Genomic DNA, 24,460 nt, shown 5'->3' on the forward strand with positions numbered 1-24,460 from the left:
AAGCACCTTATGAAGGTGCTTTTTTATTGGCTTTTAAAGGAGGCTGTTTAAAGCGTTTTGCTGGCCATGTCATAATAAAGCGAGCGCCACCCAAGCTTGGGCTTTCATCGACTTTAATTTCACCACCAAACCAATACGCAATACGACTTACAATAGACAATCCCAAACCATAACCACCCGACGCACGCGTACGGCTATCATCTAGACGGGCAAAAGCTTCAAATACTCTTTGACGGTCTTGTTCAGGAATACCGGCACCATCATCTTCAACACACACAAAGGCCATGCCATCGCTATGAATGCCACCAGTAATTCGAACTTTATTATCGCAATAACGAACCGCGTTACCTACCAAGTTTTGAACAACACGATGTAAATAACGACGCTCTGCATCTACTTTTACATAAAGAGGAGGAGCAACCAGTTCAATTTCTTTTTGCGTTTTTAAAGCTTCAGTTTCGACAGCAACCTGATCCAACACATCAAATAAAGTAATTTCATCGAAATCTAGTGAAGGTGTACCCTGCTCTAGTTTTGCATAAGTCATGATTTCATCAATTAAAGTATTGAGTGCTTCAATATCTTTATCAATCATATCGACCTGATGCATACGATGATTGTAATCATCTTCTTCAGCCAACATTTCTGTACCAAAGCGAATACGAGCCACAGGCGTTCTAAGCTCATGAGATACTGCCCTCATTAACTCACGCTGAGCTTCAATTAAACGCTGAATATGATCAGACATGTTGTTATAACTTGATGCCAAGTTTGCCATTTCGTCACTTCCTTCAATAGGAACACGCAATGACAAATCACCAGACTTCATCCGGTTTAATGCATAACGCACTTGGCGAATTTTACGCTCTAGCGGCAAGATCAACCCATAAACGCCTAGACTCAACAAGAATAAGCTAAATAAGGTAATCCCTGCTGAAAGCTGCAAAGGCATCCAGTTAAACATCGGCACCGGTCCAAGCACGAGAACCTGTGTAGGATGATTCGGAATTGGAGATACGATTGAAATGGTTGTACCGCGAACTGTTGCACTGTCTTTATACAACATGACGCTTTGATCTTGGCGTAAACGACCAATTTGCTCAGAGTCCAAATTAACGTCTTGAATATTGTAGATATTAATTGGATAAGAGAAATGTTTTTGAATCTTGGCAAGATATTCTTGTTCTTGCCCCGGATAAAACATTAAATAATCAAGTACAAAAATAGGGAGAGCCTTCATTTGGCGCTCACTAATCTTGTCGACTTTTATAGATAGATAATGTTGTGGGTCGTCACGCAAGCCAATAATGATATACGCAATACTATTACTGGCATCGTAACGAACAACAGACTTTTGAGCTTCAATTCGTTTTTTCTCGGTACGAGATAACTCAACTTTGCTTGCATCAGTATAGTAAATTGGAAGTTCCAATAAATCTGATGCGTCTGAAACCCAGTCTATTTTCTGTTGCTTCCCCGGTTGTCGAGCCACCCCTTCACTAATGACATAAGAAATACCATCAGTTAAAGATTCTCGGTATTCTTGTGCCCGTTGATAATTGATGATTTGTACAAGCAAATAACCAAATACAGCAACCAAAACAACAAGAATTACCAGTCCCGCATAAATTCGCAGGAATATACTGTGTTTAAACACTCGATCAACCTTATAGGAAGTTTATTCCGACCTTATAACCCGTTGGTTTCTTTAACGAACAAGTAACCTTTACTACGTACTGTTTTAATACGCTTTGGATTTTCAGGATCATCGCCAATTTTTGGACGAATACGTGAAATACGGACATCGATTGAACGGTCCTGACCATCGTATTCGATACCACGTAAACGTTCGAAGATATCTTCACGCGATAAGATACGACCAGCATTTGATGCAAGCAACCATAATAGGTCATATTCTGCGCTAGTGAAGTCAACAAGTTCACCATTTAGCGTTACAGAACGACCGCCATTGTCGATGACAAGGTCATCAAACTCGATACGCTGTGCAACTTCATCTTCTACAGTTTTGTCGGTGCGACGTAAGAGTGCACGGATACGCGCTAAAAGAACACGTGGTTGAACCGGTTTAGCAACATAGTCATCTGCGCCCATTTCTAAACCAAGTACCTGATCCATATCTTCTGTACGTGCAGTCAACATAAGAATCGGTTGATGGTAATGTGGACGAACTTCACGGCAAACAGTTAAGCCATCGGCACCGGGCAACATGACATCCAAGACCACTAGGTCTGGTTGTTCACTGATAATACGACGAATTGCACGGTTACCATCAGTTTCTACACCAACTTCTAAACCGTTGCGAATTAAATATTCTTGAGTTAAACGCGCTAAGCGCTCATCATCTTCAACGATCAGAATCTTTGGTAACTTTTCTTCTTGGCTCATATCATTGCCCCTATAAATCTCGTTTCATGCATCTTAAAAATCTTGCAGATACATTCGTTTATCATTTGCAATATACACACGTTTACATTGTAAACAAGTAGGCGTTCACCAAACTGATACATGACAATCGTATTTTGTTGCATTTTATTAGCCTTTGAATTTTCACGTGTTTTTAAGATTTATTTATTGTTATTAAATTTCATATTCTATTCATATTCCCAATGTATGAATATTAAACAAATTATTTCTCTGTTTAGTTTAAATTTATTTAAGTGTTTGTTTTTTGAGTTATCCACAAACTTATCTATAAGTGTTTTTTAACAGCTTTGCTATGCTATCTCCCATCAAATCATACAGATAAAAAATTACTAAAAAGTCAAGATTGATCTGCTATGAAAAATCCCGTATCTTGTGTTGAAAATAAACTTTAACTACTAAGTCTTGTGTTTATCCCTCAAATATCGTGGCATGTTTTTTGCTCGGTTCAAACGGTCTATGAACATAACAAAAGTGACAATGGAGCTATGCTGGCATGAGCGTAATTACTTCGACTCCCGGTCAAATTCAGGTGATTAAACGCACTGGAGATGTTGCTGCATTTGATGCAGAGAAAATTTCAGTTGCGATTGGTAAAGCTTTTCTTGCTGTGGAAGGTCAACAGAGTTCGGATTCTAGCCGTATTCACGACCGTATTACCCAGTTGACGGAAATGGTCTTAAATACTTTTACTCGCCGTTTACCATCGGGCGGTACGATCCATATTGAAGAAATTCAAGATCAAGTAGAACTTGCTTTAATGCGTACTGGGGAACAAAAGGTTGCCCGCGCTTATGTGATTTACCGTGAACAACGTGCTAGCGCTCGTCAGCAAACGAACTCAAACCACCACCCTACTTTACAAGTTACCGACAAAAACGGTCAGCTTCAGCCACTTGATTTAAGTGCATTGCAAGCAACTGTTTCTAAGGCAGCTGAAGGTTTGGAAGGTATTGACGTTCAAGCCATTGTGGATGAAACCGTTAAAAACTTATATAACGGCGTAAAAGAAAGTGATATTGCCACAACAATGATGATGGCAACACGTACCCGTATTGAACAAGAACCAAACTACACTTACGTCACTGCACGTTTGCTTTGTAACGAATTAGTGAGCACTGGTTTAACGTTCTTAGGCTTATCAACAGATACACCTGAAAACAATGCACTTGAAGCATTCTTGAAAAAAGGTGTTGAGCTTGATTTGCTTTCACCTGACTTGCTTGACTTTGACTTAGAAAAATTATCAGCAGCAATTCAGCCAGAACGTTCTAATCAGTTTACCTACCTAGGTTTACAGACTTTATTTGACCGTTACTTCATTCACTCAAACGGCGTTCGCTTCGAATTACCACAATTATTCTTCATGCGTGTGTCGATGGGTCTTGCACTCAATGAGCAAGATAAAGAAGAACGTGCAATTGAGTTCTATAACTTATTGTCTAGCTTCGACTACATGGCTTCTACGCCTACCCTGTTTAACTCAGGTACATTACGTCCACAGCTTTCAAGTTGTTACTTAACAACAATTGGCGATGACCTTTATGACATTTATGGCGCAATGCGTGATAACGCGATGCTTTCTAAATGGGCTGGTGGTTTAGGTAATGACTGGACACCTGTACGTGCCTTGAACTCTTATATTAAAGGTACAAACGGTAAGTCTCAGGGTGTTGTTCCATTCTTGAAAGTTGCGAACGATACAGCTGTTGCAGTAAACCAAGGTGGTAAGCGTAAAGGTGCTGTGTGTGCATATTTAGAAACTTGGCACTTAGACATCGAAGAGTTCTTAGAGCTTCGTAAAAACACGGGTGATGACCGTCGCCGTACTCACGACATGAACACTGCAAACTGGGTTCCAGATTTGTTTATGCAACGTGTATTTGAAGATGGTGAATGGACATTATTTACTCCTTCTGAAACACCAGACTTGCATGACTTAACTGGTGCTGAATTTGCTGAGCGTTATGCTTACTATGAGTCTGTAGCGAAAGAAACGAACATGCTACATAAGAAAGTACGTGCTAAAGATTTATGGCGCAAAATGCTTTCTATGTTGTTTGAAACTGGTCACCCGTGGATCACATTCAAAGATGTATGTAACTTACGTTCACCACAACAACATGTTGGCGTAGTTCACTCATCTAACTTATGTACTGAAATTACCTTGAACACAAATCAAGACGAAATTGCAGTATGTAACTTAGGTTCGATCAACCTTGTACAACACGTTCAAGGTGGTGTGTTAGACCGTGAGAAATTAGCTCGCACAATTAAAACAGCAGTACGTATGCTCGATAACGTGATCGACATTAACTACTACGCTGTACCACAAGCGAAAAACTCGAACTTGAAACACCGCCCTGTGGGTATGGGTATCATGGGCTTCCAAGATGCTCTATATGAAATGGGTATTGCTTATGGTTCAGACGCTGCTGTTGATTTTGCTGATGAATCAATGGAAGTAATTAGCTACTACGCGATTGAAACTTCAAGCAACTTGGCTGTTGAACGTGGTGCTTACTCAACATTCAAAGGTTCATTGTGGGATCAAGGTATCCTTCCAATTGACTCTTTAGAAATTGTTGCGAAGTCTCGTCCAGAGCGCATGTTCGAAGTTGACCGTACTCAACGTTTAGACTGGGACACTTTACGTGCCAAAGTTCAAAAAGACGGTATGCGTAACTCAAACGTGATGGCAATTGCTCCAACTGCAACCATCTCTAATATTTGTGGTGTTTCTCAGTCTATTGAGCCAACATTCCAAAACTTATATGTGAAATCTAACTTGTCTGGTGAGTTCACTGTTATTAACCCATACCTTGTTCGTGCATTAAAAGAACGTGGTCTTTGGGACACAGTAATGGTTAACGACCTTAAACACTTTGAAGGTTCAGTACAAAAAATTGCTCGTATTCCTGAAGAATTAAAAGCAATCTTTGCTACTGCGTTTGAAGTGGATACACGTTGGATCGTTGATGCTGCATCACGCCGTCAAAAATGGATTGATCAAGCTCAGTCGCTTAACCTTTACATCTCTGGTGCAAACGGTAAGAAACTTGACATCACTTACAAGATGGCATGGTTACGTGGTCTTAAGACGACTTATTACCTCCGAGCTTTAGGTGCAACTTCTGCTGAAAAATCTACAATCAACACAGGTGCTTTAAACGCAGTTAAACCTGCGACTGTTGAAGCAGCGGCGGTTGCTGCCCCTGTGGTAGAAGCGAAGAAACCAGAAGCAGCGGTTGAAGAAGAAGGCTTTACTCAAGCAGCTCCAGTACCAATGGCTTGTTCAATCGATAACCCTGATTGTGAAGCTTGCCAATAACATTCAATAAAATTGCTCTTTTTCACTAAAGAGCAATTTTAAAAGAGGTAAAGATTATGCTTTCTCATCTCAGCCATAACTATATGCTTGGTGTTGGAGTTTTAATCTTTGCCTTTATTTTCTTTTATATGCCGATGGTTTACGCATTTATCACAATACGTAAGCAGCAGCGTAAACAAAATAAGTTGTAGTGAGTAGAGACCAAAGGCCCCAAATTTGGTCATGCATCAATAAAACTTAATTTTGTTTACACATTAAAAGCGTATAGTAGGGACATCTTCGTTTAAGAGATGTCAAATATAGATATATACAACGAAGAGAGAACAAAAATGTCTATCCTTAGTTGGGACGATTTTGAAGATGATTCGCAAAAACCGACTGCACCTGAACACAAGTCTGCGCCCGTCCAATCGGAAAAAGCGTCAGATTCGCAGAATGTATCTACTGCGCAGCCATCATCGCCGAGCGTGGCAGCTCCACAATCCGCTGGAACCCATTCCGTGCGACCAACAGTTGCCTCCGATACAGTGGCTAGAGCCGCTCAAGCCTTAGAACATTTAGACGTTGCCCCTGGCCTTGAAGAGCTAGAAATGGGTGCTCAACGTGTTCAAGTTGACGACAAAGCAATGATTAACTGTCGTGCGGACTTGAACCAACTTGTTCCATTTAAATATGAGTGGGCTTGGCAGAAATATCTTGACGGGTGTGCAAACCACTGGATGCCTCAAGAAGTTAACATGAACCACGACATCGCGCTTTGGAAGTCTGAAAATGGCTTGACCGAAGATGAGCGTACTATTGTTATGCGTTCTTTAGGTTTCTTCTCGACTGCGGACTCTTTGGTTGCAAACAACTTGGTATTGGCGATTTACCGTCACATTACTAACCCTGAATGCCGTCAATACATCTTGCGTCAAGCGTTTGAAGAAGCAATTCACACTCACGCTTACCAATACTGTATCGAATCTTTAGGTATGGACGAAGGCGAAGTCTTCAACATGTACCGCGAGATTCCATCTGTTGCACGTAAAGCAGCTTGGGGCTTGAAATACACGCAATCTTTAACTGACCCTAATTTCCACACAGGCACACCTGAAAACGACCAGCGTTTACTTCGTAACCTGATCGCATTCTACTGTGTACTTGAAGGGATCTTCTTCTACTGTGGCTTTACTCAAATTTTGAGTATGGGTCGTCGTAACAAGATGAATGGTGTTGCTGAGCAGTTCCAATACATCTTGCGTGATGAATCGATGCACTTGAACTTTGGTATCGACATGATTAACCAAATCAAGATTGAGAACCCACACCTTTGGACTGCTGAGTTCCAACAAGAAGTGGTTCAAATGATTGTTGAAGGTACAATGCTTGAAATCGAATATGCACGTGACACAATGCCACGCGGTGTATTGGGTATGAACGCAAGCATGATGGAAGAATACTTGAAATTCATCTGTAACCGTCGTTTATCTCAGTTAGGTTTACCAGAGCAATTTGCTGGTGTAACGAACCCATTTGCGTGGATGTCTGAGATGATGGACTTACGTAAAGAGAAGAACTTCTTCGAAACTCGTGTAACAGACTACCAAACTGGTGGTGCGTTAAGCTGGTAAGTCTAACTTATCAAATCAAAAGAGCCGCTCTATTCGAGTGGCTTTTTTATTATTAAAATTATTTAATTTCAATAAATTCAGATTAATATTCAAACCATTAAAATATATTTTATGATTTTAAAAACAAATAATATAAATATAAGAATAATTTATAAATATAGAAATTCTCTTGTTTAAAAAAAGATTTTTTTAATTCTTTAAATTAGGGTGTCGGCTGACCCAATTTAGCTTTTAAACGAAGGAAATCTCAGCCGACGGCGTACATATACCAAATTATTATTACAACGGCTCCTATCAATACGTTTATTTTACAATTTAAAAAAGATAATTAATTAAAAATATTATAAAGCCCAGCCCTATTATTTAAGTCATTAAAATTATTTAAATTAATATTATTAAATTAAATACTCAATATAAAACCAATATAAAAAACAATAATTTATAAAAAATTAGAATTTCCACATTTAATAAAAATATTTTATTTCAATAAGATAAATCATATTTATTCTATATTTTAAAAATAAATATATTATTTTATTCTTAAAATATTTTTATTAACTCACCTCTTTTTTGTGTTTAAAAATGTTATCAAAAATAATCGTATTTTTTATTTAGTTGATTTTGAATATATTTAAAAATTTTCGGTAATAGCAGTGACCCATTACACAACTTGACACCAAATAGTAAAAAATTAAATACTCTTTCTCAATTATGTGGTTTAACGCACATAATAAAACAATAGTAATAAAAACGTCTCAAACAAATCACATGGAAATAGATTATGTTTATTAAAAGTATTTTATCTTCGATTACTAATATTATCCCACTTCCTGAAAACAGTAACACAAGCAATAATTTAGGTAATGGCTCTGGCGATGGCCTATTAAATGGTGCAGCCTCAGGTAATGGAGAACATAACTACGGTATTGGAAATGGAATTGGTGATGACGCCAGTATTACTGCCCCAATTACCATTCCCCTCAACCTCTCTGGTAATTCAATTACACTCATAGGCAACTCATCTTCTAGTTCAGTCAATACTTCTCCAACAACCACTTCAAATAATGTTAACGACAACGACACTACTATTAACGGTAATGGTTCTACAGTTGGTGGCGGTGCAGGCAATGGCTCTGGCGATGGCCTATTAAATGGCATCGCTTCAGGTAACGGCGAACAAAATTTTGGGATTGGTAATGGCATTGCTGATGACGCAAGCATTACTGCCCCACTTTCAATTCCAATTAATCTTGCGGGTAACTCAATCACTTTAATTGGTGATTCATCTTCAAACTCGGTCAACAACTCTTCGACCAATACATCGAACACAGTCAATGACAACGACACCACCGATAATGGTAATGGCTCGGGTGCAGGCAATGGTTCTGGTGATGGCTTGCTCAATGGAATTGCTTCTGGAAACGGAGAACATAATTACGGAATCGGAAATGGTATTGCTGATGATGCAAGTATTACCGCGCCAATTACTATTCCCCTCAACCTTTCTGGTAATTCAATTACCTTAATTGGCAACTCATCTGCGAGTTCAGTAAATACCTCACCAACCACTACTTCAAATACGGTTAATGACAATGACACCACCGATAACGGCAATGGTGATAGTGGCGTGAGTGCACTTGGCAGCTCCGGCAATGGTTCTGGTGATGGTGCAGGCAATGGCCCAGCTTCAGGTAATGGTGAACACAACTATGGTATTGGCAATGGTAACGGCGACGATGTTGATATTACTGCCCCAATTACCGGTGTTCTGAACTTATCTGGGAATTCATTTACTTTAATTGGTGATTCTTCATCAAGTTCAGTCAACACAGCCCCAACAACGACTTCAAACACGGTTAATGACAACGACACTATTGATAATGGCAACAGTGGCGGAATTGGCGGTGGTTCAGGAAATGGCTCTGGAGATGGACTATTAAACGGTGCGGCTTCTGGCAACGGCGAACAAAACTTCGGTATTGGTAATGGCAACGGTGATGATGCTGATATCACTGCCCCAATTACTGGTGTTTTGAATTTCTCTGGTAACTCTTTCTCGCTCATTGGAAATTCATCTTCTAGTTCGATTAATACCGCCCCAACCACAAGCACCAACACGGTTAATGACAATGACGTGACTGATAATGGCAATGATGGTGGTGCACTTGTAGGCGGAAGTTCTGGAAACGGTTCTGGTGACGGTCTACTCAATGGCGCTGCTTCTGGCAATGGCGAACATAACTATGGCATTGGTAACGGAAATGGTGACGATGCAGACTTCACATTCCCACTGACTGGCGTACTCAACTTTTCTGGAAACTCGATTTCAGGCTTTGGTAGCTCATCTAGTGACTCAGTAAATATTGCACCAACCACAACGACTAACACAGTCAATGATAATGACACTATTGATAATGCTAATTCGGGCCGCCTCATTGGTGATTCTGGTAATGGCTCTGGCGATGGTTTACTTAATGGTGCAGCGTCTGGTAATGGCGAACATAACTATGGCATTGGTAACGGAAATGGTGACGATGCAGACTTTACGCTTCCATTTACTGGTGGCTTGAACATTTTAGGTAATGCTTTATCAGGGATCGGCGGCTCTTCGACTGACTCTATCAATATTTCACCGACAACTACTTCAAATACAGTCAATGACAACGACACAACCAATAACGGCAACACTTCAGGTGGTGTGATTGGTTCTGGTGACTCAGGCAATGGCTCTGGTGATGGCTTATTAAATGGCATTTCATCAGGTAACGGTGAACATAATTACGGTATTGGCAACGGTAATGGCGATGATGTTGATGTTACTGCTCCTATCACCACACCAATTAATGTATTAGGCAACTCTTTCTCATTTATTGGTGGTGAAGGTACAGGCGATATCTTAGGTCCGATTACTGGCGTTATTGGTGGTATTGGCGGTGATGGAGATATCTTAAGCCCAATTACTGGCATCATCGGTGGCATTGGTGGTGATGGAGATATCTTAAGCCCAATTACTGGCATTATCGGTGGAATTGGTGGTATTGGTGGTGATCTAGGCGATAATCCAATTACAGGTATTATTCAAAGCGGTATCGACGTTCTACAAAATTTAGAGAGTCTAAAAACAGGTTTGATTAACACAGGTATTGATACGATTGCCGACACAATTATTGGGGTATTCCCAGATGCAGAGCATCCTGTAGGTGATTTTGCTGATCTTGGAAAACTACTTTTTGAGACTTCACGCGATAGTGTTAACGGTACGCTTGAGGCTATTTCCGACCTTGCAGGCGTTGACCTTGATGGTGCGAGCGGCTCGTTCACTGGTGTAATTAATACACTGCTTACTAATGGTTCAACGGCTTCGACTATTATTCAGCATATTGTAGGTGATGACCTTGTGACTGAAAACGGTGGTCTCTTGGGTTCAATCACCACGATTATTGGTGGCGTTGACAGTGGCGACGGTGGATTCTTAGGTGGTCTAGATGGCTTAATTAGTATTAACTATGGCGACTCAGACAATAATAACTCTGGGAATGTAGAAGATATTTTAGGAAATATCCTCGGCTCGGTAGGCTCGAATGAAGGTATTGCTGTTGGTGAACCTGACCCAACGGGCGGCAGTTTGATTAACACGATTTCTTTCACATCGGTAAATCAGTTAACTGACCAACTATTGCATGCTTTGCCGACTGTCTAATTCGTTGGTAAAGATATAAACCTTATAAAAGCACCTTTCAAATTTTGTATTTGGAAGGTGCTTTTCATTAAAGAGCTTTTGACAGCAATATGCTCATACTTATAGAGCATTAATCCAGACCTAAATAACCAAATACAGCTTTTTCAACTCGCTGCTGTAAATCATTTAAATCACTTTCCCCTGCTATACCTGCCGCGTTGATCATTCCTTTACTTAAAGCAATTACATCTTGCGCGGCTGTCTGCGCATGTGGAATACCAGAACGTATAAACAGATCAGAAATTATGATTTCAAGTTCGTGTTGATGCTCCCTTTCCTCAATGTCTTTTCCAATAAGTTCGGAAGCAAATTCTAAAGTTCGTGCTAACTGTGGACGGCTTAATTGATACTGCACAGCGGCTTGTATGATGGGTTTTAATTTTTCTTTTAAATCTACGGCATCATTTTGCTCGATGGCTTCAACTATACGTTTTGAAAGCTCAGCTCGCTCACGTCGAATTAACTCGACAATTAAGGCATCTTTAGAAGGAAAATATTGATATAGACTGCCGATGCTTACGCCAGCAAGTTCAGCCACGGCATTTGTGTTAAAGCCAGCAAAGCCTAAAGACTCCAAAATGCGAGCAGCCGCCTCTAAAATAGCTTCAAATGTAGCCACTGAGCGTGCTTGACGCGGGCGTTTGCGTGGGTCTGGAAGTGTTTCTGACATGGCCCGAAATGCGAGTATTTAATGTGAGTAATCACTCATATACTGACTGAGTCATGTGGATATGACAAGCAAATGCTGTCTTTTCAGTTGAACTACAACTCGCCTCAGTCATGGAGTGGTTATGTCTAGAACCTATACTTTTTTTATTCATTTAAGAGCATTACCTACTTGGTTGGCTTTAGCTCGTGAAAAGCGGGCTGAGCTTAGTACACAGAAGCTTGAACCTATTTTTGAGAAGTACCCGACTGTAAAAGTTCGGTGGTATGACGTTGAAGCGTTTAGTACTAAAGCCAGTGATATTGCGGTGTTTGAGACGACATCTTTGCAAGATTATTATTTTGTGATTGATGCGATTCGAGACTCTGAGTTTTGTACAGTGCCCTACTTTGAGTTTGTAGAGATTATTCCTGCAATTGAAGATGGGTATGTTGAGTATGAAAGTTCTTTATAGAAGTTATAAACTTTTTTAGCTTTCAAAAGCTCTGTACAACCTAAACATGCATAGTTAAATTATTTTATAGTTACTAAACTAAAGATAGTCCAATTTAAATTATAGAATTTCATGAGAAAAGCACTAGTTTATTTAGCCTGTATTTGTTTAAATATAAATAATTAACCTTAAAATAATCTATATATTTTTAAGAAAACTGAATAATGTTTAAACTAAAAATACATTATTCTAAATTAGATACAACCAGCTATTAAATAGTATTTAACTAGTTTTTTATGAATATATATCGTTTAATTGGATAAATTTTTATGAATAAAGAGATAAATATTGATCTTACATCTACAGCGACAGATGTTACAAATATGAATAGTGAACCTATTCCAGAAGATCTCTTTTTAACACTAGAAACTAGTATACTGCTATCACAGCAAGAAACAATTAACTCATCTAAATTATCTAGGCTATTACAAGACACCGATGGTGAATACCAATTAACAGCGTCAGGTGGACAAGTAGACCTTAAAAATTTAATTTTTGTTAAAACTTTAGGCTTTAAACCTGAACGAGAAGGTAATTTTGAACTAATTTACAATAATATTTTGGGTCAAGAAAAAAGAATCTTTAATTCTACATTAAATAAAGATGGACGCATTGTATTTTCAATTAACGATGTTGTAAGCAGATTCCAATTAAAATATGAAAGAAAACGTCTATCTATTTATAAAAGAACTATTATAGAAGATCTCAAAATTTTTGGTCATGAGTTTGAAACTATAGTAGCTGAACTAGACTATTTTCGACAGGTAAAAGATGATAGAGAACAATATGAAGAAAAAATTTCTATATTAAAGAACTCTATAACAGAAAAATTAACACAACTCACAACAAAAAAAGATGAGTATGATAAATATCTTGAAGATAATAGCAACTTTGAAGCCGAGCTATTAGAAAATATAGAAACTCTAAAAGAACAAAAGAGCAATTTACAAAACAATATAAATCAACAGAATATTGAGATAGAGTCGCTTAGCTCACAAATAACAGCAAAAGATAACCAATTATCGAAACTAAATGAAGAGATTGCATACCAGAAAACGCGTGAGACATATTTATATGAAACTAATGAGCGCCTAGAAAAACGGAGAAAAGAGTTAGAAAAATCAGTAAATTTATTTCCAGATAATCTAGAAGGTTTCATTACAAGAGCAACTAAAACTAAATGGACGTATGGTTTTTTAGCATTCATTCCTTTAATTATTTTAGGATTTATTGTTAATCTTTCTTGGGGTACACTAAAAGAATTTACAGCAATTTCAACAGTAGAAACTTTTGAAAAAGCATGGATTATATTAATTCAAAGGTTACCTTTCACCTTACTTATAATTACCTTAGCTTCAATGTGCTTAGCATTTTTATATAAAATGGTTCGACATTTAACTGAAATTCAACAACAAGAACTAAATTTATCAAAAATCAGTATGCTTGCCCGTGATGTTTCAGATAGCGAACATAGCTCCCTAGAAGAAAAAGTAATACAAAAACTACGTATTGATAGAAAAATGAAGTTAATTAGAGAATTTCTAAATTCTGAGTTTAATAGATATCAAACATTTATTGATAAAGAGGAACAAATCAAAGCTAATAAATTTAGTAAAATAAGCTTACCTTTTAAAGTCCCATTCACAATCAGTAAAAATGAATAACAATTATTAGTTGAATATCAAAAATTATATTTATACATAAAATTAAGTTAGCCTTATTTTATCTTTCAATATAGGCTAACTTATTTAAAATAGAGTTTAAAGTTATAAAATTATCCTTCACTTAAATATTTAAAATTTTATGTAAATATTCCCCCAAAACCTCTCCAACACCACATCCCGTTCATCCACACGATTTGAGCTTAAAACCTGAAGCATCAAGCCATCAATTAAGTTTAAAACCATGTTGGCATCAGGATTAAATGTATTGGTTTCCAGACTAAAGACCAGATCAAAAAGCTCTCGAAGCAGCCATTTCCGATATTCAACTGCCATGCGGTAAGCTGTGGGATAAAGCTGTTTTATTTCAAAAATAGCTTTAAACAAAAGATGGTAAAGGCTATTTACATCGACATGTAAACGGACAATCTCTTTGAGTTTATCGGCTGCGGTTGGGTAACGGTGTGAATAGACAATTGCCAGAACTTCTTCTTTGAGTCGGCTTTTTTGAAAGATTAGACACATTTCAACAAGACGTTCTTTTGAGTGAAAGTAGTTATAAAACGTGGCTTTTTGAATTTTGGATTTTTTGATGATTAGGTCTACGCCTGCATTATGAAACCCATGCGTCGTAAAGAGTTGGATGGCAGTTTGAACAACCTGTAATTTTTTGGAAGATATTTCTAAAGTTGGCATCGTTTTACCGTTATAAATTCTTATTGTTTCTAAATGAGATAAAAAGCCTGTGCCCTTTTTGGGAGAAAAAAAGGCACAGCAAAGCCGCAAGACAGTGCTTGGCCCATCTCAAATTTTGTTGTTGATATGATTTTTTAGTCGTGACGAGCTAATACGTTAAAACTTTTATTTAATTAAAAAGTTCTAAAGATTTGCTAAACGATATAGGAATAAAAGATTTGGCAATGGTTGCCAACAAAATAGAAATGTTGCGCATGAGCGACTCCTTAGGTAAAAGAAGTCCTACCGCATTACTGTCAAATAATGGTGGTAGAACGAAAGAGGGTTGACAGACTGAACCTAAGAATCAGCACACCCGAGGGTGTCCCCCTTCCGTCCTACCGCAACAAAAAAGGGGGACGAACGAGTCTACATTAAAAAAATAAATTTTTTCAATGTACTTAGGTTCTGGCCTGTCAAAGCCAGCTGGCAATGTAGGCCAGCACGCAAAGGATAATCTGAGAGTTTAGAAGTGTCAATGTAGCTTTTATGCCAAGTTATTAAATTTCTTATTATTTTTCATTAGATTAACTTAATTATTATTTAAGATATTATATGTAATTGTATTTTCAAAACTAAGCAGAAGCGATCCGTGCTTATTGATTTCTATCTTTTAACTTTTAATGTAAAACAACAAAACTAGAGAGATTAGACAATCTCGGTCTGCCCCACTTGGTGATAAGCACGGTTAAAATAAACCAAACTTTGGTCATGTTGGCTTTGTTTAATCGCCACAATCGGACATATAAAAATCGTATGTGTGCCGACTTGTTGAATTTGCTCAATCTCGCAATCGAAACTTACCAAAGCATCGTCCAAAACAGGTGAACCCGTTTCTAACTCTATCCATGCGCCATGTTTAAAGCGCTCTTCTGGCGTGAGCTTAGATGAAAATGCTTTTGAAATATGTTCGTGCTGTGCGCCTAAAACATTCACAGTTAAGATTTTGTTATCTAGGAAATGTGCATGTGAACTCGCAGATTGATTCATACACACCAATAATGTCGGAGGTGTGTCAGTCACACTACAAACAGCAGAGGCAGTAAATCCAAAACGGCCAGACATGCCTGCCGTAGTCACAACACTAACCGCACTTGTGAGTAAAGACATTGCATTTCTAAAGTCTGTTGCTTGAACCATGACATTATTCCTAAATTGAACCGTACCTTGTCCTGTGTGTTTGCTATACCGCCCAACTCCATCAGGAAGGTACTATCGACATGCGATCTAATTAGAGCGACATGTAGTAAGTAAAATGAGGGTTACTTGTTTGATTATCAACTGCCATCAAAAAAGTAACCCTTTATACCACTTATTGGTAAATATTAAGCAGTAAGATCATAACCAGTCAGTTCTCGACGAACGATTTCTGCACCTGCACTTAAAGCATTTAACTTGCCACGTGCCACTTCACGTGAAAGAGGCGCCATACCGCAGTTTGTGCAAGGGTAAAGCTTGTCAGAGTCTACAAACTGAAGCGCTTTACGCAATGTGTTAGCCACTTCTTCTGGTGTTTCGATCTGGTTAGATGCAACATCAATTGCGCCGACCATGACTTTTTTACCGCGAATAAGTTCGAGTAAATCGATAGGCACATGTGAGTTGTGACATTCTAACGAGATGATATCAATGTTAGACGTTTGAAGTTTCGGGAAAGCTTCTTCGTATTGGCGCCATTCTGAACCGAGTGTTTTTTTCCAGTCAGTGTTGGCTTTAATGCCGTAACCGTAGCAAATGTGGACCGCAGTTTCACATTTTAGACCTTCAATTGCACGCTCTAAAGTCGCGATGCCCCAGTCATTTACTTCGTCAAAGAAGACGTTAAATGCAGGTTCGTCAAACTGAATAATATCTACACCAGCAGCTTCTAGCTCACGCGCTTCTTGGTTCAAGATTTTGGCAAATTCCCAAGCAAGTTTTTCACGGCTCTTGTAGTGACCATCGTAAAGCGTATCAATCATGGTCATTGGGCCAGGTAATGCCCACTTAATTGGTTGATTGGTTTGCTGACGTAAAAACTTCGCATCTTCAACAAACACAGGCTTTTGACGAGACACTGCACCTACCACAGACGGTACGCTTGCATCGTAACGGTCACGAATACGAACAGTTTCGCGCTTCTCAAAATCTACGCCATTTAAGTGTTCAATAAACGTAGTCACAAAGTGTTGGCGAGTTTGTTCGCCATCGCTAACAATGTCGATGCCAGCAAGTTGTTGTTCGTGCAATGCCAAACGTAACGCGTCTTTTTTACCTTCAACTAAGCCTTCGTTTTCAAGTTTCCAAGGCGACCAAAGCTTTTCAGGTTCTGCAAGCCAAGACGGTTTTGGTAAGCTGCCAGCAGTTGAAGTTGGTAATAATTTTTTCATGATCAATGACCCGTATGTTGATTAATTAGGAGCGTAATTAGCAGACCACTGCTCAAGAATCGCTTGGTATGGTTTGATAAATTGCTCTTCAACAAACTTCCCCTGCTCAATAGCCAGACGGCTACGTTCTTCACGGTCATACACAATTCGAGTAAGTGAATAATCTTCGTGTTTCAAGCTTGGTTGATAAGATTTTCCAGCCACTGAATTTGCATTGTAAATTTCAGGACGGTAAATCTTTTGGAAGGTTTCCATCGTACTAATGGTACTAATCAACTCAAGGTTGGTGTAATCGCTAAGCAAATCACCAGTAAAATAGAACGCTAATGGCGCAACGCTATTTGGCGGCATGAAGTAGCGAACTTTTAAGCCCATTTTTTGGAAATATTCATCAGTTAATGAATAGTCTTCTTGCTTGTATTCAACACCTAAAACAGGATGTTCGTTTTCAGTACGGTGGTACTCTTTAGTCGTCGAAACGCTTAAGCAAATCACTGGTGCCTTTTTAAAGTTAGCTTTGTAAGTTTCAGAGTTAATAAAGCTCTTAAACAAGTTACCGTGCAATTCACCAAACTTTTCTGGCGTGCTAAAAGTCGACTTGTTTTTGTTGTGATCTAACAAAAGCACACTAAAGTCATAGTCACGTACATAAGACGAGAAGTTATTGCCTACAATACCTTCGATGCGTTCATTGGTTTTCTTATCAACAATATTGGTTTTCAATATTTCGATGAGAGGAAGTCCGCTTGCACGGTTTTCGGCATCAATGTTCATTTCAACTGAAATGATTTCAAGTTCAACGCCATAGCGGTCGCCTTTAGGGTTGTCCCAATGAGCTAAGGCATTGAAACGATTGTCGATCATCTGCAATGTATTGCGCAAATTTTCTTCGCGGCTCATCCCTCTTGCCAAGTTAGCAAAGTTGGTTGTAATACGTGTATTGTCTGCTGGACGATAGTTCTCATCGAAACAAATACTCTTAATCGTAAATGTAAATTCTTTACTCATTGTGATCAGTACCCTAATTTCTGAGATAAACCTAAAAAAATCTTTTGCTCTTTTTAAACTCTCCAGACTTGTCAGATTTGTGCCTTATGGTCTTATCAAAGTGAATAACTGGAGCGCTTCAGAGCATGGATAGATTTATACCGCAATCACAACATGAATAAAAATGATTTAGTCTCATTCAAAACTGAGTGAAATTCATGTTTAGGGTTTAATAAATAAGTATGAAGTTAAATATTTTTCATCTTTGGGAATTTTAGATAGCAGAAATTCAATATAAGGCGCTCGCTTTGCACTGCCTAAAATTTTATAATTTATGATTATTTTCAATTAATTAAATAATTTTACTTTAAATAAAACAGCTAAACCTAAAGTAATTTATGCTGACTCTCATTCATCTCTGCTTTTAGCCATTCTAAGAATATAAATAATTTCTTCAAAATTTTAAATTGAATTGTAAAATATACATAAATTGGAAAAATATTGTTTTTACACTATAAATATTAAATATATAAGCTATATTTCAGGTGATTTTAATTTTATAACTAGATGAATTAACTAATTAAATTATACTATCTAATAGTAATTTGAATTCAATAATACAATATTTTTTAACTAATTCTTAATAATATAATTTATTGTTTAAAATAAATTTTCAATCTATTTTATGACAAAAGAATTTTAAGCTTATTAATTAATATACAGACCTTTCTTTATAAAATAATTATATTATAACTCAATAACTTACATTAAATTTTTCCAAAATTAAATCTTTAGTATTGTTAAATGAGAGTCATTTAAATAAAATTCCATTTGAAATAACCTAACAATGAGTTATGAAACTTTAATAAAACTAATTTTCATCGAGGGATAATATGCGTGAGCTTTTAATTTCTGAATATAATGTAATCAGTGGTGGGATGACTGAAAGTCAATGTGTAGGTACCGCTACAATAGTTGGTGGTGTTATAGGTGGTGTTGCAACAGGAAGTGCAGCTGGAGTAGGTATAGGAGCCACTATAGGAAATATTGTAGGAGGTGTTATTTGTGCACCTATTACTGATAATCAGAATAGTGAAGATGGAGATGGATAAATAAAATCTAAGTCTCTTTCTTAATAGAATTATTTCATAATTATTTTATTAAGATGACATTGTTAAAAATTAATTAAAGTATATTTTTAAAATTAAAAGGATGAGCAAATGAGAGAGCTTACAATCGATGATATGCAACTAATCAGCGGTGGGGAATATACAGAGACTCAGTGCGTTTCTGGATTAACTGGAGCAGGTGCTGCAATCGGTGCAGTATTAGGTGGAGTGGTAGGGTTTGGTATAGGTGCAGCGGCAGGTCAAGCAGCAGGTCAAATTATATGCCCTATGACAAATAATGGAAATTCATCAGAAGATGGTGATGGGTAAATAGGATATAAAAATGATAACTATTCCATCAGCTTTTCTTGCACCTATAGTTATAATACTTAGCCTAATTTTGATATTTAGTTCAAAGTTTATTACTGATAGAAAAATAGCTAAGACTATTTCTATAATAGTCTCTATTATACTGTTAGCAGTATGTTTGATGGCAGTATTAGGTTACTTTACTTAATTTAAAATTTATACCCTAAAATTTCTACAATGAGTCTTATTATTTAAATAAGACTTTATTTTTATTTATAAAGAGATGTTATGAAGTTCTTAACGTTATCTAGAGACCTATTTTTTTCTCAATATTTTGAAAAAGATTTTTATTTTGAGAAAAAGGCGATTGGCCTTAATGAACTAACTTGGGATGACGTTGATGAAATGTTATTTGGTTGGAGTCCTAATGATGGATCTATACATCTATTTAAAGATGGGAAAATAGATCCAATATCCTATACAGAAGATTTTTATGACGTAGGTATGCTTAGAAAAAGAATTATAAAAGATTCGTTTAATAATTTAATGTTAAATGGAGCAACTTTAGTATTAAATAGAATAGATACTAAATCAACAAAAATTAATAAATTAACAAAAGCTATTTCTCACTTTGTAAAAGAAAAAGCCGTTGCAAATGGTTATATTGCTTTTGGCGGGAATGGAACCTTTGCGAAACATTGGGATACACATGATGTTTTCGCAATTCAACTTATTGGTCGTAAACAATGGAAGTTATTTGCACCAACATTCAATCTCCCATTACAAAATCAAACAAGTAAAGAGCGTAAACACGAATGCCCTGAAACTCCTGTTTTTGATGAGATATTGGAAGCAGGCGATATATTGTATATTCCACGTGGATGGTGGCATGAGGCACTTCCGATTGAACAAGAAGAAACTTTTCATATAGCTGTTGGGGTTCACACAGCTCATATTACAGATTATTTGACATGGTGTTCTGGGAATTGTTTTGTAAATGATTTAAATTTTAGGAAAAGTATTACAACTCAACCTATAGAAAAATTTACAGAGACTAATGTTTTGGATGTCTTGAATAATATACAAAATATTAATAGATTTAAAGCTGCACAAGGTGAGCAAGATAAAGTAATATCCCCTTTTATCTTATCGCATATTAGCAAAAAAATTAAGAAAACTAAGGATGAAAAGAATGGAATATTATTCTTAAACACATCTTATTCAACATCAATCTTTGAAAATAATTTATTAATCAATGGCGTAAAGATTAATATAGATAAGAAATCAAAAATAATATTTGATTTAATTGAAGATAATTTGCTAACAAAAGATGAGTTAGTCAAAATAGTTTGTAAAGATAATACTAATGAGGATAAATTACGAGAATTTATTAATGTTTTAATATTTAATGATGTGATTTGTGAAATATAAGTAGATGATATTTAAAGTTCTAATTATTCTAGGATTGAAAACAAATTGTATTTTCAGTTTGATTAACAATATTATTTTTCTACTTTACATTAATATTTTCTAAATGAACTCTCCTGTTAATAATTTGTTTCGTAAAGAAGTTTTTGATGCTAAAAAAACAAAATGGATGGGAGATATTATTCTTACTCGTCCATTTAGCTTTACCTTTTTGACGATTTGTGCATTATGTATTGCTTTGCTTATTGTTGCTTTTACAATATGGGGGAGTTATACCAAACGTAGTACAGTTCAGGGCCAATTAATTCCTAAATCAGGACTGATACAAATTTATACAACACAATCCGGAACGATTCTAAAGAAGAATGTATACGAAGGACAAACTGTCCACAAAGGTGATATTCTTTATATCATTTCAACAGCAAGTTATGGCGAACAAGGTAGTATCGCTGATGCTTTAGCAAAGCAAACACAATTAAAAGAACAATCTATACGAAACGAAATAACTCGGATGCATTTTATTCATCAAGATGAAAAAAGAACAATCAATAATCAGATTAGTTTACTTAATGGAACCTTAGTTAAGATTAAAAATTTAATTGCCAATCAACAGGAACGCGTTAATCTGGCAAAAAAAAATCAACAACGTTATGGCAATATTCTCCATGAGAATGCAATTTCTCATGAAGAATTTGAAGCAAGAAAAATAGACTATCTGGATCAGTTAGCTCAATATGAATCATTACAACGTGAAAAAGTATCATTAGAAAAACAGCTAACAGAGCAGCAAATTAGCTTATCAGGACTAGAAAATAGGCAAAATAATGAGATTGAGCAGTTAGAACGTTTATTATCGAGCAATACGCAAGAATTAATCGAAATGCAATCTAGACAGCATATTACCATACAGGCGAACTCATCTGGCGTTATAGGTACAATTAATGCCGAAGTTGGACAGTTTGTTGACTTATCTAAGCCCTTATTGACAGTGCTTCCTGAAAATACACCATTAATTGCACAACTCTATGTGCCTAGTAGAGCAATTGGATTTGTCAAAGAGGGTGATCAGGTCTTACTACGTTATCAAGCATACCCTTATCAAAAATTTGGTCATGCAAAAGCACAGGTCTTATCTGTAGCAAAAACGGCATTAGCTAGTCAGGATTTACAAACAATCGGAATTATTTCACCACAAGAACAGCTTAATAATGAACCTGTGTATTTGGTAAGAGCGAAACTCGATAAACAAATGGTGAAAGCTTATGGTCAGGATATGCCATTACAGGTAGGAATGACTCTTGAAGGCGATATTATGCATGAAAAGCGTAAATTGTATGAGTGGGCTCTAGAACCATTATTTAGTATTACAGGAAAACTATAGTCCATGAGTTATCTTGATCGTTTATCTTTAGGTCTTGGTCGAAAAGTTCCTGTAATATTACAAACAGAATCATCAGAATGTGGACTCGCCTGTCTCGCAATGGTTGCAGGCTATTACGGTCATGAATCAGATCTTTTAACTTTAAGACAAAAGCACCCGATATCGCAAAAAGGGGCAACTCTTGCAACTTTAGTTAAGATAGCCAATAAGCTGCACCTTACTACTCGGCCTCTAAAACTTGAGCTTGAAGAACTAAATAAATTAAGACTGCCATGTATTTTGCATTGGGATTTAAACCATTTTGTGGTACTCAAAAATATATCATCAACAAAAATAACGATTGTTGACCCAGCTTTTGGGGAGAAAGTATTCACCCATGATCAAGCTTCAGTACACTTTACTGGTATTGGTTTAGAATTATGGCCTGATTCTAATTTTGAAGAAAAAAAAGATAAAACAAGTATTCGTATTTTTAAATTATTTGGTGAAATTAGAGGATTATGGAAGTCTTTAGGACAAATTCTTATACTTGCTTTAGTACTAGAAGTATTTTCACTTATCAGTCCATTCTTTATGCAATGGGTGATTGATCATGCTATTGTTTCTGCTGATTTAAACTTACTCACGACCTTGGCAATAGGTTTTGGGCTCTTGATGATTTTAAGCAGCCTCATAAGCTTGTTACAGGCTTGGGTAGTTATGCATATGGCAACTACATTGAATGTACAATGGAAAGCCAATATTTTTCATCATCTTGTTAATTTACCAACCAATTTTTTCCAGAAACGTCATTTGGGAGATATTATATCTAGATTTGGTTCAATTGATACAATCCAAAGAACACTAACAACCTCATTTATTACAGCTATTCTTGATGGTTTAATGACTATATTTACATTAGTTTTAATGTTTGTATATAGCGCACAATTAGCATGGATCGTTGTATTCACAATGTTATTGTATGCTGCTATACGATGGATTTGGTATTATCCCTTAAGACGGGCTACAGAAGATCAAATCGTCCATGCTGCAAAACAAAACACGTATTTTATGGAAACAATGCGTGGTATAAAAACCATAAAACAATTTGAAAAACAAGACTATAGACAAGCAACCTGGTTAACCTTATTTATTAACCAAATTAATAAGGAATTAACTACTCAAAAACTCAATCTGATGTTTGAGTTTTTGAATAAATTATTATTTGGGTTACAGAATATTGTCATTGTATGGTTAGGTGCAAATTTAGCTATTAATGGAGAATTTACTGTTGGAATATTAATGGCTTTTATCGCGTACAAAAATCAGTTCGGTGGTCGAGTAAGTTCACTTATTGATAAGTTCGTTGAAGTAAAAATGCTCAATTTACATGGTGAACGTTTAGCAGATATTGTTCTAACAGATCAAGAAATATCCGACAGCTATTTACCTACTCTAAAATTGCCAGAACAACAAAAAACAGAGGTTGATGTCAGATCGTTAAAGTTTAGATATTCAGAAGACGAACCATGGATTATTCATGGTGTTAACTTTAATATTCCAGAAGGACAATCTGTAGCGATAGTAGGTTCCACAGGCTGTGGTAAATCGACGCTTATGAATTTATTATTAGGTAATTTGAAACCTGAGCGAGGTGAAATAAAAATTGGTGGAGAAAGTATAACTAAAATTGGTTCTAATAAACTAAAAAATTTTATTGCCTATGTTGCCCAAGATGATATGTTGTTTGCTGGCTCCATTTTAGAAAATATTAGTTTCTTTGATGATCTTATTCAGCAAGATTGGGTTGAAGAATGTGCAAGAATGGCATCGGTGCATGATGAAATTATGGCAATGCCTATGGGATATCAAACATTAGTAGGTGATATGGGTAATATTCTATCTGGTGGGCAGAAACAAAGAATATTATTGGCAAGAGCATTGTATAAAAAACCTAAGATTCTGTTTCTAGATGAAGCAACAAGTCATTTGGATATTGTTAAAGAAAAAGAAATTAATGAAATGATTAAGTCACTTAAAATTACCAGAATAATTATTGCTCATCGCCCTGAGACGATCTCTTCTGTAGATCGTATTATTGCTTTCAACAATGGGCGTATTGTTACTGATCAAATGCTTAATTCTTTATAATTAATATTAAAATCTATTGAGAAATTATGATAAATGGACTAATGCCTTCATAGAGAACTTAGTCCA

Annotated in this window: 19 protein-coding genes; 11 read left to right on the forward strand and 8 right to left on the reverse strand. The window is 36.5% G+C overall.

All coding sequences use genetic code 11. The features are described from left to right. Window positions 1-7 precede the first annotated feature (7 nt). The 3 genes from bfmS to F931_RS22620 are packed head-to-tail and all read right to left on the reverse strand — an operon-like array spanning window position 8 to window position 2,585. Window positions 8-1,657 carry a sensor histidine kinase BfmS gene (gene bfmS, locus F931_RS14770; protein WP_016142095.1) on the reverse strand — a complete coding sequence of 550 codons (1,650 nt, stop codon included), beginning with the start codon at window positions 1,655-1,657 and terminating at the stop codon, window positions 8-10. Window positions 1,658-1,689: 32 nt separating this feature from the next. Continuing rightward, the gene (gene bfmR / locus F931_RS14775) at window positions 1,690-2,406 is read right to left on the reverse strand and encodes a response regulator transcription factor BfmR (RefSeq protein ID WP_000076440.1); all 717 of its coding nucleotides are present in this window, start codon (window positions 2,404-2,406) and stop codon (window positions 1,690-1,692) included. Next, window positions 2,403-2,585, reverse strand: a complete 183-nt coding sequence (locus F931_RS22620) for a hypothetical protein (RefSeq protein WP_031945548.1) — start codon at window positions 2,583-2,585, stop codon at window positions 2,403-2,405. Before F931_RS22620 ends, bfmR begins: the two co-directional genes overlap by 4 nt. A 353-nt stretch (window positions 2,586-2,938) precedes the next feature. Here F931_RS22620 and nrdA point away from each other — a divergent pair, with 353 nt between their 5' ends. The 4 genes from nrdA (at window position 2,939) to F931_RS14795 (ending at window position 11,086) form a co-directional block, all read left to right on the forward strand. Beyond that, entirely contained in the window at window positions 2,939-5,773 is a 2,835-nt protein-coding gene (gene nrdA, locus F931_RS14780) for a ribonucleoside-diphosphate reductase subunit alpha (protein WP_002120003.1), read from the forward strand. 56 nt (window positions 5,774-5,829) lie between these two features. Continuing rightward, window positions 5,830-5,964 carry a hypothetical protein gene (locus F931_RS14785; RefSeq protein WP_002120013.1) on the forward strand — a complete coding sequence of 45 codons (135 nt, stop codon included), beginning with the start codon at window positions 5,830-5,832 and terminating at the stop codon, window positions 5,962-5,964. A 138-nt stretch (window positions 5,965-6,102) separates the two neighbouring features. Beyond that, a complete protein-coding gene (locus F931_RS14790) occupies window positions 6,103-7,386 on the forward strand; it encodes a ribonucleotide-diphosphate reductase subunit beta (protein WP_016142096.1) in 1,284 nt (427 codons plus the stop codon). A gap of 781 nt (window positions 7,387-8,167) precedes the next feature. Further along, window positions 8,168-11,086: a beta strand repeat-containing protein gene (locus F931_RS14795; protein WP_016142097.1), complete on the forward strand. Its 2,919-nt coding sequence runs from the start codon at window positions 8,168-8,170 to the stop codon at window positions 11,084-11,086. Between the two features lie 109 nt (window positions 11,087-11,195). Here F931_RS14795 and F931_RS14800 read toward each other — a convergent pair whose 3' ends face one another. Further along, window positions 11,196-11,795, reverse strand: coding sequence for a TetR/AcrR family transcriptional regulator (locus F931_RS14800; protein ID WP_016142098.1), 600 nt, complete (start codon window positions 11,793-11,795; stop codon window positions 11,196-11,198). Window positions 11,796-11,916: 121 nt separating this feature from the next. Here F931_RS14800 and F931_RS14805 point away from each other — a divergent pair, with 121 nt between their 5' ends. Continuing rightward, window positions 11,917-12,246, forward strand: a complete 330-nt coding sequence (locus tag F931_RS14805; protein ID WP_016142099.1) for a darcynin family protein — start codon at window positions 11,917-11,919, stop codon at window positions 12,244-12,246. A 308-nt stretch (window positions 12,247-12,554) separates the two neighbouring features. After that, window positions 12,555-13,949, forward strand: a complete 1,395-nt coding sequence (locus tag F931_RS14810; RefSeq protein WP_016142100.1) for a hypothetical protein — start codon at window positions 12,555-12,557, stop codon at window positions 13,947-13,949. Window positions 13,950-14,078: 129 nt separating this feature from the next. Here F931_RS14810 and F931_RS14815 read toward each other — a convergent pair whose 3' ends face one another. The 4 genes from F931_RS14815 to F931_RS14830 form a co-directional block, all read right to left on the reverse strand. Beyond that, window positions 14,079-14,642 carry a TetR/AcrR family transcriptional regulator gene (locus F931_RS14815; RefSeq protein WP_016142101.1) on the reverse strand — a complete coding sequence of 188 codons (564 nt, stop codon included), beginning with the start codon at window positions 14,640-14,642 and terminating at the stop codon, window positions 14,079-14,081. Between the two features lie 687 nt (window positions 14,643-15,329). Continuing rightward, the gene (gene rutF, locus F931_RS14820; protein ID WP_016142102.1) at window positions 15,330-15,821 is read right to left on the reverse strand and encodes a flavin reductase; all 492 of its coding nucleotides are present in this window, start codon (window positions 15,819-15,821) and stop codon (window positions 15,330-15,332) included. A gap of 185 nt (window positions 15,822-16,006) precedes the next feature. Then, window positions 16,007-17,050, reverse strand: coding sequence for a methionine synthase (metE, locus tag F931_RS14825; RefSeq protein ID WP_000735359.1), 1,044 nt, complete (start codon window positions 17,048-17,050; stop codon window positions 16,007-16,009). A 21-nt stretch (window positions 17,051-17,071) separates the two neighbouring features. Beyond that, window positions 17,072-18,058 carry a DUF1852 domain-containing protein gene (locus F931_RS14830; protein ID WP_016142103.1) on the reverse strand — a complete coding sequence of 329 codons (987 nt, stop codon included), beginning with the start codon at window positions 18,056-18,058 and terminating at the stop codon, window positions 17,072-17,074. Window positions 18,059-18,930: 872 nt separating this feature from the next. Between F931_RS14830 and F931_RS14835 the strand changes: the two genes are divergently transcribed. The 5 genes from F931_RS14835 to F931_RS14855 all read left to right on the forward strand — a co-directional run bounded on the left by F931_RS14835 (window position 18,931) and on the right by F931_RS14855 (window position 24,394). Beyond that, a complete protein-coding gene (locus F931_RS14835) occupies window positions 18,931-19,149 on the forward strand; it encodes a hypothetical protein (protein WP_016142104.1) in 219 nt (72 codons plus the stop codon). A 108-nt stretch (window positions 19,150-19,257) separates the two neighbouring features. After that, on the forward strand, window positions 19,258-19,476 hold the full coding sequence (locus tag F931_RS14840; RefSeq protein ID WP_016142105.1) for a hypothetical protein: 219 nt from the start codon (window positions 19,258-19,260) through the stop codon (window positions 19,474-19,476). 267 nt (window positions 19,477-19,743) lie between these two features. Further along, entirely contained in the window at window positions 19,744-20,886 is a 1,143-nt protein-coding gene (locus F931_RS14845) for a JmjC domain-containing protein (RefSeq protein ID WP_016142106.1), read from the forward strand. A gap of 103 nt (window positions 20,887-20,989) precedes the next feature. Beyond that, window positions 20,990-22,264 carry an HlyD family secretion protein gene (locus F931_RS14850; RefSeq protein ID WP_016142107.1) on the forward strand — a complete coding sequence of 425 codons (1,275 nt, stop codon included), beginning with the start codon at window positions 20,990-20,992 and terminating at the stop codon, window positions 22,262-22,264. A gap of 3 nt (window positions 22,265-22,267) precedes the next feature. Then, window positions 22,268-24,394, forward strand: coding sequence for a peptidase domain-containing ABC transporter (locus F931_RS14855; RefSeq protein WP_016142108.1), 2,127 nt, complete (start codon window positions 22,268-22,270; stop codon window positions 24,392-24,394). Window positions 24,395-24,460 lie beyond the last annotated feature (66 nt).

The organism is Acinetobacter pittii ANC 4050 (genome assembly GCF_000399685.1).
GTDB classification, from domain to species: Bacteria; Pseudomonadota; Gammaproteobacteria; order Pseudomonadales; family Moraxellaceae; genus Acinetobacter; species Acinetobacter pittii_E.

What these genes read in the sequence shown, in the direction of transcription:
- bfmR (WP_000076440.1), bottom strand. Translation starts at nt 2,406, where the DNA reads ATGAGCCAAGAAGAAAAGTTACCAAAGATTCTGATCGTTGAAGATGAT.
- nrdA (WP_002120003.1), top strand. Translation starts at nt 2,939, where the DNA reads ATGAGCGTAATTACTTCGACTCCCGGTCAAATTCAGGTGATTAAACGC.
- F931_RS14785 (WP_002120013.1), top strand. Translation starts at nt 5,830, where the DNA reads ATGCTTTCTCATCTCAGCCATAACTATATGCTTGGTGTTGGAGTTTTA.
- F931_RS14790 (WP_016142096.1), top strand. Translation starts at nt 6,103, where the DNA reads ATGTCTATCCTTAGTTGGGACGATTTTGAAGATGATTCGCAAAAACCG.
- F931_RS14795 (WP_016142097.1), top strand. Translation starts at nt 8,168, where the DNA reads ATGTTTATTAAAAGTATTTTATCTTCGATTACTAATATTATCCCACTT.
- F931_RS14800 (WP_016142098.1), bottom strand. Translation starts at nt 11,795, where the DNA reads ATGTCAGAAACACTTCCAGACCCACGCAAACGCCCGCGTCAAGCACGC.
- F931_RS14805 (WP_016142099.1), top strand. Translation starts at nt 11,917, where the DNA reads ATGTCTAGAACCTATACTTTTTTTATTCATTTAAGAGCATTACCTACT.
- F931_RS14810 (WP_016142100.1), top strand. Translation starts at nt 12,555, where the DNA reads ATGAATAAAGAGATAAATATTGATCTTACATCTACAGCGACAGATGTT.
- F931_RS14815 (WP_016142101.1), bottom strand. Translation starts at nt 14,642, where the DNA reads ATGCCAACTTTAGAAATATCTTCCAAAAAATTACAGGTTGTTCAAACT.
- rutF (WP_016142102.1), bottom strand. Translation starts at nt 15,821, where the DNA reads ATGGTTCAAGCAACAGACTTTAGAAATGCAATGTCTTTACTCACAAGT.
- metE (WP_000735359.1), bottom strand. Translation starts at nt 17,050, where the DNA reads ATGAAAAAATTATTACCAACTTCAACTGCTGGCAGCTTACCAAAACCG.
- F931_RS14830 (WP_016142103.1), bottom strand. Translation starts at nt 18,058, where the DNA reads ATGAGTAAAGAATTTACATTTACGATTAAGAGTATTTGTTTCGATGAG.
- F931_RS14835 (WP_016142104.1), top strand. Translation starts at nt 18,931, where the DNA reads ATGCGTGAGCTTTTAATTTCTGAATATAATGTAATCAGTGGTGGGATG.
- F931_RS14840 (WP_016142105.1), top strand. Translation starts at nt 19,258, where the DNA reads ATGAGAGAGCTTACAATCGATGATATGCAACTAATCAGCGGTGGGGAA.
- F931_RS14845 (WP_016142106.1), top strand. Translation starts at nt 19,744, where the DNA reads ATGAAGTTCTTAACGTTATCTAGAGACCTATTTTTTTCTCAATATTTT.
- F931_RS14850 (WP_016142107.1), top strand. Translation starts at nt 20,990, where the DNA reads ATGAACTCTCCTGTTAATAATTTGTTTCGTAAAGAAGTTTTTGATGCT.
- F931_RS14855 (WP_016142108.1), top strand. Translation starts at nt 22,268, where the DNA reads ATGAGTTATCTTGATCGTTTATCTTTAGGTCTTGGTCGAAAAGTTCCT.